This is a genomic window from Mucilaginibacter rivuli (assembly GCF_019391655.1).
GTDB lineage: Bacteria > Bacteroidota > Bacteroidia > Sphingobacteriales > Sphingobacteriaceae > Mucilaginibacter > Mucilaginibacter rivuli.
In genome coordinates this window covers 706,354-731,888 of the sequence record NZ_JAHXPQ010000002.1, presented here as the reverse complement: position 1 = coordinate 731,888, position 25,535 = coordinate 706,354, and the positions used below count along the sequence as shown (strand labels likewise).

The following is a 25,535-nucleotide window of genomic DNA, read 5'->3' as shown; positions in this document are numbered from 1 at the left end:
AAAAATCGTTGTTCATGATTAAAAATCAATGTTATTTTATCAATATATCCCCGTTTGTTTTACCCGCTACTTTGATATTATTAATAGCCATAGTTGTTGAGTTACGGATAACAATAGTTGGGCTTATTTGCGTTTTAGCTATATTAAGCCCGTCTATATTCAATTTTTTAACATCATCAAAAACGCAGGCTACCCGCAAGTCGTTTTTTTGATAGCTTAAATTAACATTTTTAAAGGTAATACCTTCTGCGTGGCGCACAAAAAACCCCCATGCGGGCAACTCGCCAAACATCGAAAACTCGGGGTAATTACTCACTACTTCCGGTATGCTATCAAGCTTGCTCATATCAAAGTTGTCGTAGTTGGCCGCTTCCGCGGTACCCCCATAGGCGATATCAATATTCTCCAAAGTAACATCCTGCACGCTATATCCTTTAATGCCATCTATTCCCGATGGGAAAACATGGTGCTTAAACTTTAACTCAGGTCCGGCCATAGGGTAACCGGCATCGGGCTTACCTGCCGGTACCTCTGCTTTTACATTACCAATATACACCCTGCGCAATATACCCGGATCGGCATTTTTATTACGCTGGCCCAAACGGATAAATATGGCATTACCGGTATTTTTGGCATTCACATTCCTGATATCAATATCCTCTATCAAACCGCCATCCACTGTTTCAATAGCAATGGCTGAGCGGAAGGTATCATACACTTCAATATCATGTACCTTGATATTTCTGAAACCACCCCATGATGCTGTACCCATTTTAAATGCGCTTGCGCTTGAGCGGATGCGGCAATTATATATTTCTATGTTATCGCAATAACTGTTAGGGTTTGATGATTTTAAACACACGCCATCATCAGCCACGTTAAAAATACTGTTGCTTACCTTTACATTTTTACAATCAACAAGATCAATACCATCATTATTCCAAAAAGTATTGCTGTGCACCTTAATGCTGTCAAACATCATATCGCTGCAATTACGATATTCCTGTATCCAACAAAGGCCGTCTTTGATGGTCACATTTTTAACGACTACGCCCTTACAGTCAGTAAAATCTATCAGGTGCGGGCGGTTACTTTCGGCGGGGCGCATTTGGTGCCATGGGTTATAAGTTTGCCATTCCTCATCTTTTAAAATGCCGGCCTTAAGCATGCGGTAAATATCCTTCAGCAAAGCATCGCCACGGCCATCAATAGTTCCGGCTCCGGTAATACTTACATGTTGCGCATTATTGGCCACAATTAATGCCGATGCTTTTTGCGGGCCATAGTCTATCCGGTTAATCGAAGCCAGCAAAGTGCCGCCATTTTCAAAATGCAGATCAATGTTTGATTTGAGATAGATAACACCTGTTACAAATTTACCTGTTGGTACCAAAACGGTTCCGCCGCCGCTCCCGGCAGCAATATCAATAGCTTTTTGAATGGCTTTTGTGTTATCGGTCTTGCCATCAGCAACTGCGCCGTATTGGCTAATGTTGTAGGTTACAGGCTGCGCTTTAGCTGTAATTACATTTATAAAAAGCAGTAGTAACAACATAGCCAGGCAACTTTTATATAAAACCGTACTGTTATTTATAACGTTCATGGATTTCATAGCAGCATTCATTACCAAAAAATAGTGTACAAGGCGGTAAGTATACCGCAAATAATTACCGAACCCACGGCAAAACTCCTGCTGATGCGGAACATGGATGTGTCCACTTCAACAGTATGTGCTTCATCTGGTTTCCTGGTACTCAGGCTAATGATGATCATCACGATAACGATCACCACGAAATCTATGGTCATCCTGTCTAAGAAGGGATAGTCCGGAAATGCCCCATTCGTCCACACCGGTAAAAACTTCAGTACGGTTGATAGTGGTATAGTTAGGATGGCACCTGTTAAAGCGGCTTTTGCAGTTGTGCGTTTCCAGAAGAAACCTAATAAAAATATAGCCAGTACTCCCGGCGAAATAAACCCGACATATTCCTGAATGAATTGGTAAGCCTGATCTAACGATTTTAAGGCGGGCGTAACAATTGCTGCTATAACCATAGCAACTACCACCGCCGAACGACCTACAAGTACCATCTTTTTTTCGTCTGCATTTTTATTGAGGTATTTTTTATAAATATCGAGCGAAAAAATAGTACAAATGCTATTGGCTTTGCCTGCCAGCGATGCTACAATGGCCGCGGTAAGCGCAGCAAAGGCAACACCCTTTAAACCGGCAGGCAGCAGGTTAATGAGGGTTGGATAAGCGTGATCGGGCTTAACAACGCCATGATCGCTCATTTCGGCGGTAAACATGCCTTTGCTGTGCAACAGGTACATAATAATACCCGGCAATACAGCAATTACAGGAACCAACAGCTTTAAAAAAGCCGCGAATAATATTCCCTTGCGGGCAGTTGGCAAATCGGCGCCCAGGGCACGCTGTACAATGTACTGGTTGCAGCCCCAATACGCCAGGTTATTAATAAGCATACCACCTATCAATACCGAAATACCCGGCAGTTCTTTGTAATTCTTGTTTGACGAATCGAATATCATGTGGAAATGCTCGGGTGCCTCCTTGCGTAATACCGACAACGCTTTAATAATATTATCGCCATAACCGTAGTGTTGGGCTAACAGATCTAAAGCTAAGTAAGTGGTAATTAAACCGCCAATGATCAATACGACCACCTGTATCACATCGGTATAACCTATCACCTTCATCCCGCCGAGGGTAACGATCATGGAGAAGAAACACAAGCCAAAAATACTCCAGCCAAAACTGATGGTGGATATCGATGAGATAGCCAGCGCACCGAGATAAATAATGGAGGTAAGATTTACAAAAACGTACACCAATAGCCAAAAAACAGCCATAATAGTACTTACATGATCATTATACCTCATGGAGAGGAATTGCGGCATGGTGAATATCTTGTTTTTAAGATATACCGGGATGATAAAAACAGCCACCAGGATAAGTGTAGCCGCAGCCATCCACTCATATGATGATATGGCAAGCCCCAGAGCAAAACCGGAGCCCGACATGCCGATAAAGTGCTCGGCAGATATGTTTGATGCAATAAGCGATGCCCCTATAGCCCACCAGGTGAGCGAGCCTTCGGCAAGGAAATACTCCTTGGCATTCATGCTTTGTGATCGCTTTTTATGATATACATAGTAGCCGTAACTGGCTACGATAATAAAGTAGATAAAAAAAACGACGTAGTCGAGGTTATGTAACTGGTTCATTAATTGGTTTATATTAGGTAATAACGGTTAGTAATGCTACGTAATATTCTATTTATAATTTCAGGAAAATCTTTTTTTGATAAAGAAACCGCAATAACAACAGCTGTATCATCAATACACCTATCCATAATAAGGGATGCTGCCATGGCACTGGCACTTTGTTAATGATACCACCAAACAGAAACTGCGATGTAGATTCAAAATTGATCAGCCCATGTGCTGCTATGTAGATCAATATGGAGTTGGTACCTATCCATACAAAAGGCCGGCACCATGTTTTTAACCCTGCAACGTCAATAATTCCGTAGAACGCTGCGAATATGAGCAAACTCCAACCACCTGCATAAATAGTGAACGAACTTGTCCACATGTTCTTATTGATCGGGAAAACCATATTCCAAAGCAGCCCACCTGCTATGAGTAATATGCCCGCTGCAAACATGAGCAACATCTTTTTAAAAGGCGACAGCTTCTCCCCTGCTTCCCATCGCAAAAACCTACCGGTAAATATGCCCATCATAGCTGTAGCAATAGCCGGAATGGTTGATAATAAGCCCTCGGGATCATAAACCTTCCGGTGTAATTTACCGGGCAAAAAAAGCTGATCGATATAAGCCGACAGGTTTCCGCCGGGTGTTAGTATACCAGCACCATGCCCAGGCACCGGCACTAAGACCATTAACAACCAATAACCTATCAAAATGGAAGCAAACCATACAATTTGCCATTTTAACGAGCTGTTCAAATAAATAATGGCGGCAAAAAAACAGGCAAGCGCTATGCGGCCCAATACACTGGCAAAACGGGTGTGTTCGTAGCCGACAAAATGCAAAGCTCCGTTTACTACCATACCTAAAAGTATCAGCAAAACGGTGCGTTTAAATAACCTTACAAAGTGCTGTTTGTTCGATCGTGTATCAGGCGCGGCAACTTGCCTGTTGTAAGAAAATGGCATTGAAATGCCGGCAATAAATATAAATAAGGGGAAAATGAGATCATAAAATGTAAAACCATTCCAGGGCGAGTGGTGTAACTCGTTACTGATACCTACTGCTACCCGCTCTAAAAAAGATAAACGGCCATAAGTAGCTATTTGCCAGTCTGTAGTATTTTGTATCAAGCCATACTTGCTTTTTACTACCCCGGCAAAACCATGAAATATTTCTTCGCCACTAATTATCCAAAACATATCAAAACCACGTAAAGCATCAAGCGATACAAGCCGGTTTGTTTTTACAATTTGATTTTGAGCAGCGGGGTATACCGGTATCATATTGGTTTTGCTACGTATAACGTTAAAAGTTTGGGCAACAGTGTGTGCGTAGTAGTGAAGAATTGGTATTTAATAAAAACCGCCGGCGCGTGTGCTCGCCGGAGGTTTTATCGGTATGAAAACCTTAGAAATAGCCAGGATTTTGAACTAATTTCGAATTGGTACTCAATGCGATAGTTGGGATAGGGAATATACGGTGATTTGGATCAGCATCTGTTTTACCCAAGCCATACGTATTCTCAAACTGACCGAACCTGATCATATCATTACGGTGCCAGGTTTCCCAGGCAAACTCTTTGCAGCGTTCGCTGTAAATACCCGCAAGGGTAATGCTGGTTAACGCAGCTGAAGTAGTACGTACCGCTTTAATTTGATTAACCAATGATAATGCTGTTGCACCTAAAGTTGCGGTACCCCCGCGTAAAATAGCTTCAGCTTTCATCAGGATAATATCTGAATAACGGAATATCGGCACGTCGTTATTCTGGTTTCTACTGCTGGTATTGGTGTAGTCAGGCAAAAATTTAATGTTACGGTAACCAATGTTCCATCCAACCTCATCATCACCTAAATCGAACGATGAATTGGTACCTGTACGAACCGAACTTGAAGTAAGCGGGCTGAGCACTAAAGGATATACATATGCTCCTGTTGGATTGCTGCCAGGGCTAAACCTGTTATACCCAGAGTTAGTAGTACTCACCATAATAGGGGTACCATCTGGCCAGTATTGCTGTCCGGTTAACCATTGTTTGTTACGTACATCGTTAGGGTCGTCAAAATAAGCGTAATACTCAGAAGTAGTCATACGCGGACCACTTGGTTTTATGTTAACCAGGCCGCTGCCACTACTCTGGTTCATAACCGGGTCTGTAATGCCACCAGCTGTTGCCCCTGAATAACTATAACGGATACCCAGGTTACGGTTCAGGTCATAACGGGCATGAAACATATTACCGCTTGTTGTTGCAGCATCATACGGTATAGCAAAAATAAACTCCCTGGTTGTTGCCGGTGCGTTTATTGGCGAAAACTGTTGGAGATAACTGGCCATGGGTTCTAATGAATAAGCTCCTGAACTAATGATCTGGTCGCAAGCCGCAATACAGTCATTAGAACGATCTGTGCCTGTATACACCTGTGCGTTCAAATACATTTTAGCCAGTATAGCGTAAGCCAGATATTTAGTTGGAAAGCCATAAGTAGCTGAGCTTGGGCTTTTAAGATACGGGATGGCCGCTTTCAGTTCGCTTTCAACAAAGTTAAACACCTGTGTACGGGTTGAATTAGGATTTGGTGTAGTAATACCGGTAAGCGTATCCAACGGAACGTTGCCATAAGAATCCATCATATAAAAGAAAGCCAACGCACGCATAGTTTTTAATTCCGCTAAAGTTGTATTCTTTGTAGCACCCGCCTGAGCTGTAGTTCTGATAACCGATATGGTTTGGTTTGCCGTGCCGATAATATTGGCAAGGTATGACCATGATGAATTTACCCAGGCATTATCCTTTGTCCAGGTGTGGCGGTGCAATTCTGCATATTTATTACCATCAAGCCAGTTAGATCCAAAGGTAGGCAGAACGGCCTCATCGCTCGAACAGCTTTGCATAAACCAGTATGATACCGAGTAATCATTACGAAGAGCAACAAAAATGGGGCCCTCCGCCGATGCGAATTGGGCATCAGTTTTTGGGTAAGAATCTGGCGTTAGCTCTGAGGTAACAGCCACATCAATTTTTTGGCAGGACGACATCATGCCAACGATGGCAGTAATGCTTAATATCCCTAAAATTATCTTTTTCATGTCTTTTTTAAGTATTTATTTTAAAACGATATGTTAAAACCGAGTAACAAAGTGCGTGTTTTGGGATAGAAGTTATTATAATCAACACCCGGAGATGCACCTCCCTGGTTTATTTCAGGATCAATACCTTTATAACCAGTAATAGTAAACACATTATTAGCCGTAAAATACATCCTGATATTGCTTACGTTAGTAAAAGGATTCTTTATAGTATAACCAAGTGTAGCATTATCCAGTCGTACGTACGAGCCATTCTCTAAATATCTATCTGAGTAAAAATTGTTGCTACCATCTGACATTTTATCGCCCGAAGCGCTGTTAAGAATATTATTGTTGTTAGCATTTGCAACGTAAGACAGATCGGCACGGGTGGCGTTCATTATTTTGCCGCCAAAAGATCCCCTCAAAAAGAAACTCAAATCAAATTGCTTGTAGTTAAAGTTATTGCTCCAACCCATTAATACTGATGGCTGCGGGCTGCCTAAGAAAAAGTAATCCGCTTTGATAGCCGGTTGAGTAGTAGTTGTACCATCCGCCTTATAGAAAAGTGATTTGCCTGTTGAAGGATCTTTACCTGCATACTTAAAGCTATAAAACTGGCCGAGGGGCATACCTTCTTTCAATACTTGTACGGTAGCATTGGTTAAGCCCGGTCCTTCCGGATCAGAGTACAAGGTCATATCACTATTACCATAGGTACCTTGTAAACTGTTTATCACATTCTTATTATAAGCTAAATTAAGTGATGATGACCAGTTGAAATCCTTTTTACTTATTGCGTTGGCAGTCAGGCTAAACTCGATCCCTTTGTTGTTAATGCTACCGCTGTTTGCCCATATATGACCGCCGGGAACCAGCGTAGGTGATACCGAATAGTAAAACAGCATACCGTCAGTAGTTTTATTATACACATCAACAGAGCCCGAAACTTTGCCCTTAAGTATCGCGAAATCAACACCAATGTTCGAAGTCGCAGTTGTTTCCCATTTTAGATCAGGGTTTGCGCCTTGCCCTGGCGCATATGCGCCAACCTGTAGTCCATTATTATAATATGTGCCTGCACTAACATAAACCAACTTAGCGGTGTATGCATCAATACCTGCCGAATTACCTGTTTTACCATAGCTGGCACGTAATTTCAAATCAGAAAACAGCGACTGATTTTTCATAAAGTCTTCCTCTCCTATCCTCCAGGCAACACCAATTGATGGAAAATATCCCCAGTGATTGTTATCGCCAAATACAGAGCTGCCATCTTTCCTGATTGAGCCCTGGAACAGGTATTTGTCTTTATAGTTATAGTTTAACCTAAAGAAATCAGAAATCAGTAAGGTTTCGCCATAAGTACGGTCGGCACCAACGTTTATTCTGTAACTCGCAAGGGCGTATGGGCTACCTAATGATAAATTTTGAAAACCGATGTTATCATTAGGGAAGTTGGCGCTTGATGATGTTAAACCATCTCCATAAATATTATCCAGGTATGAATAACCCAATACTGCAGTTAACGAATGGTCGCCAAATGATTTATTCCATGACAAAAAAGTCTCTAACGTTTTGGCGGTATTTTCATATTCGCTGCGTATAGCCGAACCATTTTGGGGAAAAGTTACTAAGGAGTGTGATATACCTATACCCGGGTCAGGATTGTTGTAAAACCCTGTGGAGAGGGGGAAAAAGTAACTGCCGTAATACTCACCGTGCAGGGCCGATGTTTTTTGATATGATAGGTTTACATTGTAAGTTAAACTCAATGGCAATTTTATCTGTGTATTAAAGGCAGCCATTGTTACAGTGTATTTGGTTTGATCCTGAGCATTGGCAACCAGGGCAAGTGGGTTATAATAACCTGTGCTTAAACGACCTGTGTTTTCAAAATAGCTACCATCAGCATTGGTGATAGGCGAAATAGGCAAACGTTTAGCCGCCTGCAACAACACCACATTTTGTAATGGTTCGTTATTTGCGGTACTGCTTGAGTTAGCCAAGCTTAAGCTAAATTTAATTTTATCATTTAAGGCATATTGATCAAGGTTTAAGCGGCCTATAACACGCTCTAATGAACTTGCTGCTAAAATACCTTGCTTACTCAGGTAATTAAGGCTGGCACTATAAGTGCTATGCTCACCGCCACCGGTTAACGAAAGGTTATGATTGTGCGAAAAGCCTGTTGAACGCTCAATAGCAGCCATCCAATCGGTGTTGATTTTGCCCGGGTTAATATCATCAACCGATGAGAATGAGCTACCATTTGAGGTAACGTAAGAGCGCAATTGGTCGGCATTCATCAGGTCAAGTTTGTTACTTACTTTTTCCATTGCAACATAACCGCTGTATGCTACCTGCGATTGCCCTTTTTTACCACGTTTAGTAGTTACCATAATAACACCACTGCTGGCACGGTTACCGTAGATCGCTGTCGCGGCGGCATCTTTCAATACATCGATAGATGCAATATCGGCAGGTGCAACAGCGGTAATATCAGCACCTGGAATACCATCTATTACATAAAATGGAGCACCGGGGCTGTTAATGGTTGATGCACCACGCATAATAACAGCAGCCGGCTTATTAGGGTCGCCGCTGGCGGTAATGTTTAAGCCCGCTACCTTACCTTGCAGCAATTGGCCAATGTCGGCAATCGCACCTTTGTTCAGGTCTTCGGGTTTAACGGTAGTAATTGAGCTGGATAGTGTTTTACGGGTACTGGTGCCGTAACCTACTACAACCAATTCTTTTAATGATGTATTGGCATCGGTTAGCTCTACTTTGTACTTACTTTGGGTAGTAACAACTACCTCTTTAGCTGTAAAGCCCACCGAACTAAACACCAGTACATCACCTGCTTTTGCAGCGATGCTGAAAGCGCCTTTAACATCGGTTGACGCTGCCTCGGTTTTACCTTTTACCTTTACGGTAACACCCGGAATAGTTTCGCCTTTATTGTCAACCACAACGCCTGTAATATTGCCCGATTGTGCAAAGGAGTTTGTTGAAAGCTGAAAAACGAATAGAAGAAAAAGGAGTAAACTCGTCCACTGCCTTTTTTTGAGTTGAAGATTTAATCTCATGATTTAAGTAAAATTGGGTTCATTTATTTGGTTTATTAATTGTGTGCATCAGAATTTTAGCGTAGCAGGCAAATACTTAGCCACCAGGTCCTCATAATATGGCTTTAGCTCTTCCCAGCTTTTTTGATTCGGATTTTTTGAGTACAGATCGTACGGATTAAACAGGGATACCCATTTAAACATTTCATGATCATGCTCGCTCATTAAATGATTATAAGCCTGTTCGCGGTGTTGTGAGTAAAACGAGTGGTAACGCAACATATACAAACCAGGTTCGGGTATATGATCCTTCATCATGTGGTAAACATATTCATCGTGGCCCCATGACATGGTAACATTATCTAAGCCGCAATGGCGGCTATATATGCCTAACTCAGTATTAAATCGCTTGTCGTTAATATCCGGGTTGTGCTTAAAAAAGTCGCTGTAAACTACCTTATCCGAAAACGCGCACCCTACCGGGAAGGTATCGCCAACCACAGCCCATTGTGGTTCGCCAAAAAGGCATAAGGTTTTACCCATATCGTGTATCAAACCTACCAATACCATCCAATCAGGGTGTTTATCGTTACGTATCGCTTCGGATGTTTGCAGTAAATGCTGCATCTGGTCAAGATCCGTATCCGGATCCGAGTCATCCACCAGTTGATTTAAAAAGGCGAAAGCATCCCATATTGGCATCTCCTTTTTATCAAACTTTAAAAACTCGTCTCTTTTTTGCGTTACAAAATCGTATGTCTGGAATTTGTGGTTAATCCGATAAAATTCCTTAACACCATCCTTTTCTGTTTCCTCGTAGTTTCTAAACTCTTCTACCTTTTTGTCCTCATTAATGCTTGCAGGATCAGGGTAACGCCTAAGTACGTCATCCTCCCATTCGTCCAGATTAGAAAGCGGTGTTGCATTCTCGCTCACGGCAGTACCTTTAGTATTATTCATATCAAGAAATGTTTTGTTTTAACTAAAACAATAAATTATTAGTAGTAATTGGTTTGGGTAATAATTGGCTTACCGAGAATAAAGTTGAGTAAATAAGCTGTTACATTTTTGTTTTGGCCCGAGAATATTTACTTAATCGTTTAAGTAAAAAGTGATATATTGCACTATTAAACCTGATCGTTATCACGCTATTTAATGAGCACAGTCACAATTAAATTATTGGCCGAAAAATTACAGTTATCAACTGCTACGATATCTAAAGCACTGTGTGACAGTCATGAAATAAGCGACAGCACCAAGAAGAGGGTACTTGCTTTGGCCGAGGAGTTAAACTACGTTCCTAATGCCTACGCGGGAAGCTTACGGCGTAATAAAAGCAAAACCATTGCGGTAGTGATACCCGAAGTAGCCGATAGCTTTTTTTCGCTGGCGCTGAATGGTATTGAAGAAGCTGTGTTGGAAAAAGGCTATCATGCGCTTATCTATTTAACCCACGAGAAACTTGACCGCGAAAAAGCTATTTTAAAGGAGTTGACCAATGGAAGGGTTGATGGGGCTATCATGTCGGTAACGGTTGAAACCAGTGATGCCGACCATATCCGGGAATTTAATAAGAAACTCCCTGTTGTTTTTTTCGACAGGGTTTGCAATGACCTGGATACAGCCAAAGTAACCACCAACGATTTTGAGTGCGGGTATAACGCCACAAAACATTTAATTGAGGCGGGTTGCAGCAAAATTATCCTGCTGTCTATCTCAAACAACTTATCAATAATTTCTGAACGGGCCCGGGGTTTTACAAAAGCCATAGCCGACCATAACCTTAACGAAGCCGACTGCAGAATTATTGAGTGTACTGAAGATGCTTCGTGTAATTACGAGTTAATAAAAGAAATGATGTTGCCTGATAACCGCCCTGATGGCATAATAGCTACGGTTGAGAAATTGACCACCGATATTTACCTTGCTTGCCAACAGCTTGATATTAACATACCGCAGCAGGTAAAGGTGGTTTGTTTTTCTAATCAGGCAACGGCTATTATTTTGAGCCCCAGCTTAACTACCATTACCCAACCCGCGTTTGAAATGGGAAAAAGCGCTGCAACTATCCTACTTAAATCGTTAAGAAATAATGGTTTGATAATGAAAGAAGAAAGTATTGTAATACCATCTTCGCTTATCATAAGAAACTCAACGATCAATAATTAGCCGGCTTTGAAGGGGGCAAAACACGGCTTCCCCACCCGGTTTCAACGGGGCCCATTTGCAGCACCAGTTCGCCACCATTCAATAGCTCCTGGTGCTCTATCCATGATTGATCAAACGTTTTGCCATTTAGCCAGGCTGCCTGTATATACTTATTAACCTCCGAGTGGTTTTTAGCTGTTATTTTAAAATCCTTTCCACCAGCCTGGTGCAGTACAGTTTGCACCAATAAAGGCGTATTGATCAAATAATACGATTGCCCTGCATTTGGATACAAGCCCATCATGTGGAAAGCCAACCATGATGACATGGCACCCGAATCATCATTACCCGGTAAACCGCTCCTGGTTTCGTTATAGTTAGTTTTAATGATCTGGCTGATGCGCTCACTGCTCAAGCCCGGCTTACCTATCCAATGGTAATAATCGGGTGTTAAAAACGATGGTTCGTTGCCTACATTATAATACCCATTATTAAAAAATGTATCTAAGCGGGTTTTAAATGCCTGTGTTCCGCCGCAACTTTTAATTAAAGTAGCTACATCATGCGGTACATAAAAAGAGTACTCCCACGAACTGGCTTCGTAAAAAAAGCCGCACCACCAGCAAACACATGTGGGCCAGTCCTGCGCCAGCGGTGTGTAAGGAATGGCCGTTACCCGCCCGTTGCTCTCCACACAGGTAATGCTGTCTACCCAATGCCCGGCGGGGTCTTTAGGCATAATAAAGCCCGTAGCGCCATGGTCAGTTACCGGGCGCCAAAGGTTCTGCCAGTTATCTGCCTGTTTCATAAACCGGCGGTATTCGCCGTTACGGTTAAGGCCTTTGGCAACAACAGCCAGGCAATAATCGTTATAGGCATATTCAACTGTGCGGTTGCCGGCACGTACAAAGCGGTTTGATACATAACCTAAACTATTGTAATCCGTTAAACCGCCACGGCCTTCCTTCTCTTCATTTCCTCCGGGCGGTATGGTCGCATCTTTCACCATAGCCTCTAAGGCCAGGCTATAGTTAATGCCCTTTAGTTTTTTCACATACGCGTCGGCTATCATTACCTCGGCATTTGAGCCGCCCTGGGTACGCCCGTTACTGTTGCCGCTGCGGGCATCGGGCATATAACCATCGCGCTGATAAATATTAAGCAGCGAATTTACAATATCCGTTTCGCGCTGCGGATCAACCAGCGTTATCAATGGGCCCGATGATCTGAAAGTATCCCAAATAGCATAAAAATCATCATAATACGGCAATGCCGATTGCCACCCGGGGTTTTCGCCAGTCCGGTTTACGGGCATCAGCATGGTATGGTACAGGGCCGTATAAAACATCTTTTTTTGTGCGGCCGGTGTTTGTTCGGTAATCTCTACACGTTTTAACAAGCTTTCCCAACTGTCGCGGCACTGATTTAACACCTTTTCAAAACTCCAATGCGGTACCTCCTCATCAATATTTTGCCGTGCCTTTAAGGTGCTGATAAAAGATATCCCTACTTTAACCTGTATCTGCTGTTCGGTAGCGTCGTCAAAATAAAGCAGTACGCCTGTTTTGGTACCATTATCTATCTGCACCTTAACGTTAGGGTATAGCTTGCCATCTTTATAACTGCTAAAGGATTTAAAAGGCTTATCCGTAATGGCACAAAAATAAACAGTATAGGCACTGCCATTGTTCCAACCGCCACGAATACGGGTGTAGCCCCTTATCTCGGTATTCGATATCACCTCAACCTCCGATCCTACAAACTGTTGTGCCTCGCGGTAATCGGGTACCGGCTTTTCGCCTAAAAAATCACCGGCATCAATTTTCAGCGCTTTGCGGCTTCCGGGCTGATAGCCAAACTTGTAAAAGGCAACCTTGTGCGTGCAGGTTATTTCGGTTTTTATATGGTATTGTTTCAATAAAACGCTGTAGTAACCTGCAGATGCTTGTTCGTCGGCACGTAACGATTCCTGCTTTATCTGATCGTAGTTACCGGCAAAAGGCATTAATCCAATGTTGCCGTATTTGGGGCCGCCGCCCGTACCGCTAACATGTACCTGGCTAAAGCCATATAAAGGAATATCCAGATCGGGAGAATAGCCGCTGTTAGAGGCCCTGTTTACATCAGGGCCGGGTTTTATCATACCATATGGGCATGATGGCCCTACAAAAACATTCCCCTGCCCTTCCGATCCAATAAAAGGATCAATATAGCCGCTATAATTATTTGCTTGCGCGATGCCCGCAGAAGGGGCTAAAAGCAGGGCTATAATGATAACCCAACGGTATGAAAAATATTTGCTCACGTTAATGGTTTATGATGGCCTCTATACGCTCCGGAAAAGCCGAAGTGCCATTCAGGTTGATTGTTTTTAAATTAATTACGCCATGCCCCTCAAGCACATGCTTGTAATATTCAGGGCGGTTATCGCCCCAGTTTACCGAACTGTTGCGAATGGTGATATTGGCTGCATTATCCAGGTAAAAGCCCGAAGTTCCGGCAGAAAGCAGCCCATCTACCTTAGCGGGACGGCGATCATAAATACCGCCGGGTATACTTGTAGTTTTATTGATAAAAATATCAACCTGGTCAAACACTATATCGGATACTTTATCGGCCGACTCGGCGCCCACGTAAATACCGTTTTCGCTTACACCTTTAACATTGCTAAAATAAATACGACTAACCTTTCCTACACTCCCTTCAGTTTTTCCTTTGGGGAAACGCCAGTTGGCATCTTTGTTATTGCCGTTGGCCCGCCTGTAAGCTGTTACATAAATAGGCTCCGCCTTGCCCCACCAAACATCGGAGAAGAGGTGCGAATCGATAACGATATTAGAAAATGTCACATCGCTCACGGTGCCTTCGTCCCGATTTTGTATACCTATGCCGCGGTTGCTGTTTTTAATGATACAATTACTGATGACCACATGGCTGATACGGTCCATGTTTTCTGAACCTATCTTGATAGCGCATGAGCGTGATGTCATGGTGCAGTTATTTACTGTAATGTTTTCGCAAGGGCCAAATTCTTCAAACTCCCGGCGGTTTTTCAGGCAAATGCAATCATCGCCCGACTCGATATAGCAGTTACTGATACGTACATTTTTACTGTGATCAAGATCGATACCATCACTGTTCCTAACTTTTAAGGCGTTTAGTAAAGTGATATTATCTATCGCTACATCATTACAGCCAACCAAATGCACTGTCCAATACGCTGAGTTACGAATAGTGAGATCGCGGATACGAATATTTTTACCGCCTATAATGGTAAGCAGGTGCGGCCGTGGATCTATCACGTTAAAAGGCTTTAACACATACGAATCTTCCAGTTCGGCACCCATAAAAGAAATGCCATTGCCATCAAGGCAACCTGCCCCGCTTAGGGTAACATCGCTTAAGTTTTCGCCGCCTATCCAGATGGTACCTTCGCCTGCATTATTCCTGAAAGCGCTTTTTTTGTACACATGTTCATCGGGGTTTGCAATAACTACCGCGTTTACCTCCACTACAAATTCAATATTCGATCTTAGGTCAAAAGGTCCGCTCATAAACCGTTTTCCGGCCGGTACAATTACCCTGCCCCCTCCTGCTTTGTTACAGGCATCAATAGCTTTTTGAATAGCCACGGCATTATCTTTTTTAGCATCTGCTACCGCGCCAAAGGTGGTGATATAAAAATCGCGTGGTGGTGTTGCCTTTGTTTGGGCCTGTAACGCCATACTGCTTAAAGCAAGCAGTATCAGTAAGTATTGTTTTAATTTTGCTAAGTGCATGTTGTTTTAATGGGTTAATGAGGCCGGCTGATCGCCGGGGTTTGTTGCCCGGGTTTTATTGGGCTTATCAGTTAAAAATAACTCAAGCGTACCGCCATTAACAATCATGCTATGGGTAAGGTAACCTTTGGTATAAGGCTTTTGGTTGTACTTTGCGTTTGAGATGTAGATAGACGATGCCGACTGCCGGTGAGCGATCATTTTAAAATTCTTTCCGCCAGGTAAAGCAACATTGTACTGATCAAATAACGAGCTTGTGAGTATATACTGATCCGACACGGGATCTAAAGGGTAAAAACCAAGGGAAGCGAAAACATACCAGGCAGACATTTGGCCGGCATCGTCATTACCGCCCAAACCACCGGGGCCGTCGCTATATTCATCGTCAAGTATTTGTTTTACCCTTTGCTGTGTTTTCCATGGCGATGGCGTATAACTGTACATAAACGGTATCTGGTGCCCCGGCTCATTGCCATGCCAGTATTCGCCTGTCTCAAAAAGATCATCAAGGGCTGTCTCAAGTCTGCCTGGCCCGCCCATCAGCTTTGCAAGGCCCTTCACATCGTGCGGAACATAAAAAGTATATTGCTGGGGCGTACCTTCGGTAATGTAAAATTCCCTGCCCGACGGCCTGAATGGCTGATACCAGGTTTTATTAATATAACGGCCACGCACCATATTAACCGCTGTATCAAATACATTACGGTAGTTTAAACTACGGGCCAGCAATATGTTTTTGTCAGTTGTTTTATTTAAACCGTTGGCCACTTGCGACAGGGCATAATCATCATAAGCATATTCAATAGTGCGGCTAACCTGTTCTTTTTTATGATGTGCCTGCTGTACCGAGTCTTCTAAGGGGATATAGCCATATTTAAGGTACGATGTAAGCGCCCTGCGGCCTTTTCCATCGTTATAGTCTTGTTCGTCAGGCTGGTCAAAAGCATTTTGCCGCATTAAGCGGTAAGCTTCGCCAATATCATAATCGCGAATACCTTTGATATATGCCGATGCGATAAAAGCGGTTACATGGTCGCCTATCATGGCAGCGGTATAACTGTTCCAGCACGGAAAAATAGGCAACCATTTACCCTGCCTGCCTTTCAATATCATCGATCGTACAGCACTGTTTATCAGTTCAGGTTTAAGTATTTCAAAAAGCGGCAATTGCGCCCGGTAAATATCCCACATCGAAAAATCATCAAAATACTCGCCTTTGGCTATGCGCGCAGCCTGATAATTAAGAGAAAACTGCGGATAAGTGCCATCAGCATCATTATACAGGCGGGGCTGCTGCATACTATGATATAGCGCGGTGTAAAATATCTGCTTGTAATGTATGTTAGTGCTTTGTACACTTACCTGGTTTAAAGCCTTTTGCCAAACCCGTTTGCTTTGCGCAACAAGCGTATTAAAATCCTGATTTTTTATCTCGGTTTTTAAATTATTGAAAGCCCCTGCCAGGCTGCTGAAAGATGTACCGGCGTATACATTCAGCTTTTCGCCTGCCAGCAACTTAAAGCCTACATATGCGCCAATATCATTACCGCTGTGTATGCTGTCGGTTTTAAATACCTGCCCGCCTTTGTAAACACCATGGCTGGTTAAGCTTTTTTTAAATTGTATTACAAAATAACCGCTAAACCCTGCAGGCTTACCCCAACCCTGGTAAATACGGTGTGCGGGATTATAGCCCCATACTAATCCCCGCTTAGAATCTATCTTAATATAGCCCTCACCCCTGTCGCTGTTAGGTGTAATAAGCAGGTAAAGGCTATCGGTAGTTTGCGCCGTAAATTGTAGTGAACCGCAACGGCGGGTAGCTGTCATTTCGGCTAAAAGGTGATACGCGGGTAAAGTTACACGGTAATAGTTAGGGGCGGTTACTTCATCACGATGCGAAAATGCTGTACGGTAATTAGCCACAAGTGTTTTAAGGTGCCCCGTGATGGGCATAATGGTAAAACTTCCATAGTCTTGCGTGCACGAGCCGCTAAGCCAGTGTGTGGCCCTAAAACCGGTAAGCATATTATCGGCATAAACATATGGTGGCTGGCATTTGGTTTCGGTTTGCCGGGTTTCGGCGGTCCACTGTGTCATGGCAAATGGTACAGTTACGGCCGGTATGGTGTTGGCATTAAGCTCGGTACCGGCGCCGTGTTTTTTTGCCGCCGCGGTAGTAGCGGGCGCTGTTCCGGCCAATGGCTGAACATACGAAACCACATTCTGGGCAAATACGCTGCTTACAGCCAGCATGTTTATACAATAAATGATAAAAACAGATCTGAAATTCACCTTACTTATTTAAAATTAAATTTTATCATAATTTTCAGAAACAGGGCATCGGGATAATATACAGGTAAAGGCCGGCATAACATATGCTAACTTATATACCCACCATCATCATTTACTATACAGCGCTTTTGCCCGTTTATAATTGTTGTACGAAAATATCAACTAAGCCGGCTATTGTTTATACATCGCTCCAATTTAATTACGAAATCGTTTAAGCAGAAAAACGGTGAGCAACAGTTATGGATTAAGAAAACGAACATTAAGTATTGATATGTTTGTACTTGTTCTGATCATAAACCATCATTTATTATTAACATACCGGGGCATATGCCAAAAATAAGATCCTTATCAATATTACTGGTAGCATTATGCGCCGTATCTGCTGCTTTTTGCGGTATACAACAACCCGATACCACACGTAAAGCAACTGTACCGGCCGAAATTGAAAACCCGGAATGCCTGGGGATCAATAAGCAACCGGCACACGCCACCCTGATGCCGTATAGCAACCTAAAAGAGGCGCTAACCGGTAACCGCCGTTCATCGTCGTTATCACGCAGTTTAAATGGTAATTGGAAATTTAACTGGGTTGCATGGCCGCAAGACCGCCCGGTAGATTTTTTTAAGCCCGACTATGATGTAACCCGCTGGAAGGAGATTGCCGTGCCTTCGAATTGGGAAATAAAAGGCTATGGTACACCTTTTTACCGCAATATAGGTTATACGTTCAAAATTGATTTTCCGCATGTGATGAGCGTACCTCCCGAAAATTACACCGCTTTTAAAGAGCGTAATCCCGTTGGCAGTTACCGCCGCGATTTTGATGTACCTGCCAACTGGACCGGTGGACGCATATTTATCACCTTTGATGGTGTCGACTCGGGCTTTTTTTTGTGGATAAACGGTAAAAAAGTTGGCTATAGTGTTAATAGTCGCAATGCGGCCGAGTTTGATATTACAAATTATGTAAAGCCGGGAAAAAATGTAGTTGCAGCCGAAGTATATCAGTACACATCGGGCAGTTACCTGGAAGATCAGGATATGTGGCGCCTGCACGGAATATTTAGAAATGTGACCCTATGGAAAGCGCCAAACGCACATATCCGCGATTTTTTTGTACAGACAGATCTGGATGAGCATTACCGAGATACTACCGAAAATGTAATAGTTAAGGTTAAAAATTATGGTACAAAAGCAACGTTGCCCCAAAAGGCGGTTGTAAATGTATATGATGGAGAAAAGGTAATTGCCGGTGGAACAACGAATATTCTGGCTTTACAGGCGGGGCAGGAAATTACTGCTAATTTAAAGATCAATATCATAAACCCTTTAAAATGGACGGCCGAAACGCCTCATTTGTATACAACGGTTATCCGACTAAAAAGAGGTAAGGTAATAACAGAAACCATCTCATCAAAAACAGGTTTCCGCAAAATAGAGATCAAAGGGCGGGTGTTTATGGTAAATGGTGTACCCATTAAATTAAAAGGCGTTAACCGTCATGAAAACTGGCCCGATGTTGGCCATGCCGTTACCGAAGCCCAAATGCGCCGCGATCTTGAAGTTATTAAGCAGGGTAATTGCAACCATGTACGCACCTGCCATTATAGTGACGACCCACGCTGGTACGAATTATGCGATGAGTATGGTATTTACCTTGTAGCCGAAGCTAATGTAGAGTGCCACGGTGCAAGAGAAAGGCTTACAGACGAGCCACGCATTAAAGCCGCCGTTATTGATAGGAATGTAGCCAATGTGGAAAGTTTTAAAAATCACCCGTCGGTTATCATATGGTCCTTGGGTAACGAGGCTGGTATTGGCGGTAAGAATTTTGCAGCGGCAATTACAGCCATAAAGCGCATAGATACATCGCGCCCTACGCATTATGAAGGTTTTGGCGTTGGCGATAAAAACCCTGCGGACATAGATAGCAAAATGTATGCACCTATATTGCCTTATGCCGATTCGGATAATGTAAAGAAGAAAGCCCTATCATCAGTAGAGCGGGCGGCTGTAGATAAAAGCCTCACCAAACCTTTTTATTTATGCGAGTTTACGCACGCTATGTTCAACTCGATGGGGTCGTTAAAAGAATATGGCGACCTGTTCGATAAGTATCCATCATTATTAGGCGGCGCGATATGGGAATTTCAGGATCAGGGTATATGGAACCGTCGTGACCCTAAACACCCCATACTCGCATTTGGTGGTGGTTTTGGCGAGTTCCCGAACGACCATTATTTTATTCATAAAGGCGTAGTAGCATCCGACAGATCGCCAAAACCACATTATCCGGAAATGCAACGCGTATTTCAATGGATCAGCGTAAGCGCAAAAGACCTGGAAAAAGGTATTTTTAACATCCGCAACAAATACCAGTTTATTGATCTGTCGGATTTTAAAGGTACCTGGGTTATTACAAAAAATGGTATTGCCCAATCAAACGGTGTAATTAACCTTAGTGGTATTAATCCTTTAAGCGATAAACAAATAATTGTTCCCTATCGCGATAAGCAATTTGAACCGGGTGCTACGTATTATATCCGCTTTTCGTTCAAGTTGATAAAAAATCAATTATGGGCAAAAGCCGGCCACGAAATTGCCGCCGAACAAATAGAACTGCCGTTTAAATCTGCTGCCAAAGCTATCAGCAATAGTCAAATGGCTGCAATTCAATTCAGCGAAAGAAAAAGCGATATTGTTGTTAAGGGCAATAGTTTCAGTTTGAGATTTGATAAGGTAACAGGTACCTTATCTTCTGTTAAAAATAATGGCAGCGAGTTATTGCTTGCGCAAGGCGGGCCAATGCTGCATTTATGGCGTGCGCCGCACCGCAATGATGATATGTATGCCGATAAAGATTGGGATGATTATGGGCTAAAGGAATTAAAATGGAGTACCAAAAGCATGGTAGCGAGGCAAGTAACACCATCTGAAATAACGCTTACTGTTGAACTTGGCGCAACGGGTAAAAAAGGTTTTAGTTTAAACCACCATGTAGTTTATACCGTTACCGGGGATGGCACCGTAAGGGTTGATAATGATGTGCAAACCAACGAGCCGAAGCTTGTGATAGCGCGGATGGGTATCAGGATGTTTTTGGATAAAGCTTATGACAGGTTTAGTTATTTTGGCCGTGGCCCGATGGAAAACTACTCGGACAGAAAAACGGGATCAGATGTTGGCATTTATACCAGCACGGTTTTACAACAATTAACACCTTACGAAAAGCCGATGGAGTGCGGCAATCATGAGGATGTACGCTGGGCCAAACTAATTAATCAAAATGGCACTGGTGTAGGCATTTATGCCGATAATACCGTTTTGCAAATAGCAGCCTTACCCTACAGTGATGAACAACTGGCACCTGTTGAATATAAAATTGACCTGCCGGTAAGAAATGCCACCGTATTATGTATTGGCTACAAAACATTGGGTGTTGGCTCAAATAGTTGTGGCCCCACCCCTATGCCTCAATACACGGTTTATGCCGAGCCTGCTAAATTTACCTATGTGTTAAAACTGCTGTAACAAAACTAAAGAGTACAACCCCCATTCATCAGCCCGATAACAAAAAAGCCTGTAAATCATAAATTTACAGGCTTTTCACTTACCATTCAGCGGTGAGGGAGGGATTAATTTTATTGATCCCTTTTGGGTGGGGGCTTAAATCAATAAGTGCCTGTTTGCTATTGCTCACTGGTCATTTTTATTTTATCTCTTATGCACAAGCTTCGCTTGGCAACGCTATAAAATAAAAATGCCCGGCTAAAGCCAGGCACTTATTGATTTGCGGTGAGGGAGGGATTCGAACCCTCGGTACAGTTTCCCGTACGTCAGTTTAGCAAACTGATCCTTTCGGCCTCTCAGGCACCTCACCAATTTAATTGTGCAACGCACATACCCCGTTTTTGGGATTGCAAATATAGCAATTCAACTTTCCCGTCAAAAAAAAATTTAGTTATTCTGATAATCTATTCGCACATGGTAAATACTCATCAGCATTCGCTTAAATATCGCCTTAATGGTTTCCAGATCTTTCAGCGTAATATTACTATCGTTAAGTTGCTCCTGGTCAAGCTTGTACTCTATTATACGTTCAACCAAAGCATCAATAGTTGCCGCATTTGGCTCGTGTAATGAGCGCGATGCCGCCTCAACAGAATCTGCTAACATTAATACACCTGTTTCCTTAGAAAACGGTATAGGGCCGGGATAACGGAAGGTATTTTCATCCACGATCTTCTCCGGGAAGTTTTTTAAGTGCGATTGATAAAAATAATCAACCCGGGTATTGCCATGATGCGTACGTATAAAATCGATCACAATTTCGGGCAGGTTTTCTTTACGGGCCATATCAATACCCTTACTTACGTGGCGGATGATGATCTGCGCGCTTTCTTCATAAGTTACTTTATCATGCGGATTAAAACCACTGCTTTGGTTCTCGATAAAATACAGCGGGTTTTCTATCTTACCAATATCATGATACAAGGCCCCTGCCCTAACCAATAAAGCATTGCCCCCAATAGCGTATATGGCGCTCTCTGCCAGGTTTGCAACTTGTAACGAGTGTTGGAACGTGCCCGGCGCGCTAAAGGCCAGCTTACGCAGCAAAGTGGCGTTAGTGTTGGTTAATTCTATCAGTGTGATATCTGATGTTAATCCAAATACCTTTTCGAAGACATAAATAAGCGGATAAGCCAATAAAGTAGAACCTACGCTGAACAGGAATGGTAAAAAGTCTGTCCAGTCTATACTCGTCAGGCTGCCTTCGCGAATCAATGATATCCCGACAAAGGCAAAAAAGTAATTCGCCAAAATAATGCCTGCCGAAATGAGGAACTGCTCACGGCGCACCAGGTTTTTAATACTGTAAATAGATACCATACCCGCCGTGATCTCGAAAAAGCCAAACTCAAAGCTGTTAGGCACAAAAAATCCGGCTATCAATACTACCAATAAGTGAATGTTAAGCGCCAAACGGGTATCGAACAGGATACGGATGATGATAGGAACAATACAGTATGGAATATAATAAAAATTAGGCAGCTGTACCCTTATGGCTAATGATAGCGTAGCCAGCATGGCCGTTATAACCAATAATATGAGGCTTACCAGACGGTTATCATAGTAAATATCCTTACGGAAAAGGTATAGGAACACCATAAGCAAGCTGATAACGATAGTAACCAGTAAAAACTGGCCCAACAATACCAGTTTGGGGTTACCGTTAACACGTACGTTATCGTCAAATGCGGATTTAAACGATTCCAGCTTTTGATAAATATCCTGGTTAATAACCGAGCCGCGTGCCACAATAAGATCACCTTTTTGCACCATGCCACGCGTGGCAGATAAGCCATCTACTGCCTCGTTCTCAAGGCGCGTGGTCAGCTTATCATCGTAACTGAGGTTATATTGCAACCTGTCTTGTATTATTCCTATTAAAAAGGTTTTATCAAGGTTTTTATTAGCTGACAGTGCCTGATCGACATAACTCAAAGCTCCTTCGTGGGTAAATACCTGCGATGTATTGATCTCTGTAGCTATGTTATTATGCAGAATAGTAATGCGGTAATTTTCTCCACTGGTTTGATATTTTTTATTAAGCGCTAATACGCCTTTTGCGTATACTTCTTTCAGCAGGTTATAGCCCAATGTAAAATATCGCTGTTTCTGTCCATCGTTTATGCCACTGGTTTTCCATTTTATCTCAAAACCATTTTTATAACCTTCAAGGCTTTGCTGCTCTACCTCGGCATCCAGTTGGTATATGGGCGTAATACTCCTGATAGCGGCTTCACGGTCTTCTTTACGCTCCTGCTCAGTTTTTAATATAGCGAAAATGTATGGCGATATAAGATCCTTTTGGTTCCACACCTTACCTTTTTCATATTCGTACCTAAACTTGGCCTGTTTAGGCAGTACCAAAACAATAAAGCAAATACTAACCAGCATCATCAATATTTTGACGTTACCTGAGTATTTGCGTAGCAGCGCTTTTTGGCGCGAAGAGCTGAGTGTTGCCATTCGTTTGTTAAACCCATCAAAATTATAATAAGTTTTGATGAATTACGCTATTTTAAGCAGAAAGCTTAGCTGATTGAACGAGTAGCAGATGCCGTGATGGCTACGATATATCAAAAACAATTCAAACTAAAAAAATAGTTGCAATATCAAATCTAAACTATTAATTTAGTTGAAATAGATATTATATGAAAAAATTCTTTTTCCTATTCCTCATCATCACCTTGTTTTCTGGTACAATAACCAAAGCGCAACAGTATAATATTAATGACGCTCTACTGATAGACCTATATCAAAACCAGCATTATGCAGATGCGGCAGAATATTTAAAAAAGGTTTGCCCGGAGCCTATTACCAATGTAAAAATATTGAACCGCCTTGCCTACACCTGCCAAATGGCAGGCAAACCGCTCGAAGCAGAAAAATATTATGAACGCATTTACCGGCAGGATACCACCAACATACCTGTTTTGCTTAATCTGGCGCTCATCAATTCTAACCGCGAAAATAAGCCGAAAGCTATTTTTTATTACGAAAAAGCCGGGAGTATCGATAATCGAAATTTCCAGGTATACAAACAATTGGGGCGCTTGTATATGGAAAAAACGGATACGGCAAACTCATACAAAAACCTGTCAAAAGCAAATATTATTAACCCTGAAGACCCTGACGTAGCTTGTGATTTAAGCTTCATACTGATAAACACTAAGAAACCAAAACAAGCCGAAATGGTTTTGGTGCGTGCCCTTGCAGCCGATTCAACAAATCTGTTTTTACTTAGGGCAGTAGTAAACCTGATGTATACCAGCAGCCGTTTTAAAGAAACGATAATTACATGCAATAAACTTGTAGAACTTGGCGACCAATCGATACAGGTGCTCAACAAGTTAGGCTCGTCTTATTATATGCTCAAAAACTATGAATGTTGTATCGAATCATTCGGCATGATGCCCGATATTTATCAAACCGAACGTACTTATTACCTTACGGCGATGAGTTACAAAGGATTAAAAAGATATAAAGAATCGCTCGATTATTTGGAAAGAACGTTAACACAGGCCATATCGCCATACATGGATGTATATTATAACGAAATTGCCGAGAACTACGATATTAAAAAGCAATATAAAGCTGCAGCTGCAAATTATCAGAAAAGCCTGTATTTTAAGGAGCACGATGTAATATACTACACCCTTGCTAACTTGTACGATAAGGACCTGAAAGATAAAAATAACGCCATTAAATATTATAAAAAATACCTGGCATCAAAACCGCCCTTAAAGCAAAAGGAGTATATTGTGTATGTGCAAAGCCGCTTAAACGAGCTAAAAAAATAGCCCCGGGTTTGGGGCTATTTAACATATTGCACCTCAATTAATTTTTAGTTACCGTAGTGGTTGTTTTAACTGTAGTGGCAGGAGTGGGTTGCTTTTTAACTACTACCGTACGGTGAGCAGGTGTAGTACGCGTTACATGCGTAGCCGTTTTAGTAGCTACTGTTTTTGATGTATGCATGGTGCTGCTGGTTGTAACCGGTGCCGCCGCAACTTTAGTTTCTGTGGTGGTAGTTGTTGTGGTTGGGGCAGTATGCGGTTGTGTATTGGTAACCACTGTTGCAGGTGGCGCTGGCGTAACAATAACTGTTGTTGGTGTAGCCGGAGCAGTGTGGTTTCCGGTAGCTGCATTTATAGCTGCTGCCCCCTCCCCTTTAATTTTGGTTTTAGCTTTATTTGCTTTAACCTTACTTTTAACTTTTACGTGGCTGGTATCGTTATCCTGTGCGTTAACGTTTTGAAACGACAGTCCCACAAAAATTGCCAATGCTATTAAACTGATCTTTTTCATAATTATGTTAGTTTGTTAAATACTAATTACTGTAACATAATTATGACAATTGTGTTTTA

General features: G+C 42.4%; 14 protein-coding genes and 1 tRNA gene. 3 read left to right on the top strand and 12 right to left on the bottom strand.

Going from position 1 to position 25,535, the window contains the following annotated elements:
- Nucleotides 1–31 precede the first annotated feature (31 nt).
- From KXQ82_RS06920 to KXQ82_RS06895, 6 genes are all read right to left on the bottom strand, one after another.
- Nucleotides 32–1,555: a glycoside hydrolase family 28 protein gene (locus tag KXQ82_RS06920; RefSeq protein ID WP_255563491.1), complete on the bottom strand. Its 1,524-nt coding sequence runs from the start codon at nucleotides 1,553–1,555 to the stop codon at nucleotides 32–34.
- Between the two features lie 68 nt (nucleotides 1,556–1,623).
- Nucleotides 1,624–3,249: a sodium:solute symporter family transporter gene (locus KXQ82_RS06915; protein ID WP_219487421.1), complete on the bottom strand. Its 1,626-nt coding sequence runs from the start codon at nucleotides 3,247–3,249 to the stop codon at nucleotides 1,624–1,626.
- A gap of 52 nt (nucleotides 3,250–3,301) precedes the next feature.
- Entirely contained in the window at nucleotides 3,302–4,522 is a 1,221-nt protein-coding gene (locus KXQ82_RS06910; protein WP_219487420.1) for an acyltransferase family protein, read from the bottom strand.
- Between the two features lie 124 nt (nucleotides 4,523–4,646).
- The gene (locus tag KXQ82_RS06905; protein ID WP_219487419.1) at nucleotides 4,647–6,329 is read right to left on the bottom strand and encodes a RagB/SusD family nutrient uptake outer membrane protein; all 1,683 of its coding nucleotides are present in this window, start codon (nucleotides 6,327–6,329) and stop codon (nucleotides 4,647–4,649) included.
- Nucleotides 6,330–6,349: 20 nt separating this feature from the next.
- Nucleotides 6,350–9,400: a SusC/RagA family TonB-linked outer membrane protein gene (locus KXQ82_RS06900; protein ID WP_219487418.1), complete on the bottom strand. Its 3,051-nt coding sequence runs from the start codon at nucleotides 9,398–9,400 to the stop codon at nucleotides 6,350–6,352.
- Between the two features lie 48 nt (nucleotides 9,401–9,448).
- Entirely contained in the window at nucleotides 9,449–10,339 is an 891-nt protein-coding gene (locus KXQ82_RS06895; protein WP_219487417.1) for an inositol oxygenase family protein, read from the bottom strand.
- Between the two features lie 195 nt (nucleotides 10,340–10,534).
- Between KXQ82_RS06895 and KXQ82_RS06890 the strand changes: the two genes are divergently transcribed.
- Nucleotides 10,535–11,548, top strand: a complete 1,014-nt coding sequence (locus KXQ82_RS06890; RefSeq protein ID WP_219487416.1) for a LacI family DNA-binding transcriptional regulator — start codon at nucleotides 10,535–10,537, stop codon at nucleotides 11,546–11,548.
- Here KXQ82_RS06890 and KXQ82_RS06885 read toward each other — a convergent pair.
- From KXQ82_RS06885 to KXQ82_RS06875, 3 genes are read right to left on the bottom strand one after another with little or no spacing between them, the layout of a single operon-like run.
- A complete protein-coding gene (locus tag KXQ82_RS06885; RefSeq protein ID WP_219487415.1) occupies nucleotides 11,538–13,832 on the bottom strand; it encodes a GH92 family glycosyl hydrolase in 2,295 nt (764 codons plus the stop codon). The genes KXQ82_RS06890 and KXQ82_RS06885 overlap by 11 nt on opposite strands.
- Nucleotide 13,833: 1 nt before the next feature.
- Nucleotides 13,834–15,306: a glycoside hydrolase family 28 protein gene (locus KXQ82_RS06880; protein ID WP_255563490.1), complete on the bottom strand. Its 1,473-nt coding sequence runs from the start codon at nucleotides 15,304–15,306 to the stop codon at nucleotides 13,834–13,836.
- A gap of 6 nt (nucleotides 15,307–15,312) precedes the next feature.
- Entirely contained in the window at nucleotides 15,313–17,601 is a 2,289-nt protein-coding gene (locus KXQ82_RS06875; protein ID WP_369412428.1) for a GH92 family glycosyl hydrolase, read from the bottom strand.
- A gap of 327 nt (nucleotides 17,602–17,928) precedes the next feature.
- On the opposite strand from KXQ82_RS06875, the gene KXQ82_RS06870 reads away from it, so the two are divergent.
- On the top strand, nucleotides 17,929–21,132 hold the full coding sequence (locus KXQ82_RS06870) for a glycoside hydrolase family 2 TIM barrel-domain containing protein (protein ID WP_219487413.1): 3,204 nt from the start codon (nucleotides 17,929–17,931) through the stop codon (nucleotides 21,130–21,132).
- Between the two features lie 262 nt (nucleotides 21,133–21,394).
- Here the strand turns inward: KXQ82_RS06870 and KXQ82_RS06865 are convergent.
- Together KXQ82_RS06865 and KXQ82_RS06860 are read right to left on the bottom strand one after the other, a co-directional pair.
- A tRNA-Ser gene (locus KXQ82_RS06865) sits at nucleotides 21,395–21,481 on the bottom strand.
- Between the two features lie 77 nt (nucleotides 21,482–21,558).
- On the bottom strand, nucleotides 21,559–23,634 hold the full coding sequence (locus KXQ82_RS06860) for an HD family phosphohydrolase (RefSeq protein ID WP_219487412.1): 2,076 nt from the start codon (nucleotides 23,632–23,634) through the stop codon (nucleotides 21,559–21,561).
- Nucleotides 23,635–23,819: 185 nt separating this feature from the next.
- On the opposite strand from KXQ82_RS06860, the gene KXQ82_RS06855 reads away from it, so the two are divergent.
- Nucleotides 23,820–24,968 (top strand): tetratricopeptide repeat protein, encoded by a 1,149-nt coding sequence (locus KXQ82_RS06855; protein ID WP_219487411.1) that lies wholly within the window; start codon nucleotides 23,820–23,822, stop codon nucleotides 24,966–24,968.
- Between the two features lie 37 nt (nucleotides 24,969–25,005).
- On the opposite strand, the gene KXQ82_RS06850 is transcribed toward KXQ82_RS06855, so the two are convergent.
- Complete coding sequence (locus KXQ82_RS06850; protein ID WP_219487410.1) at nucleotides 25,006–25,476, bottom strand: hypothetical protein; 471 nt, start codon at nucleotides 25,474–25,476, stop codon at nucleotides 25,006–25,008.
- Nucleotides 25,477–25,535 lie beyond the last annotated feature (59 nt).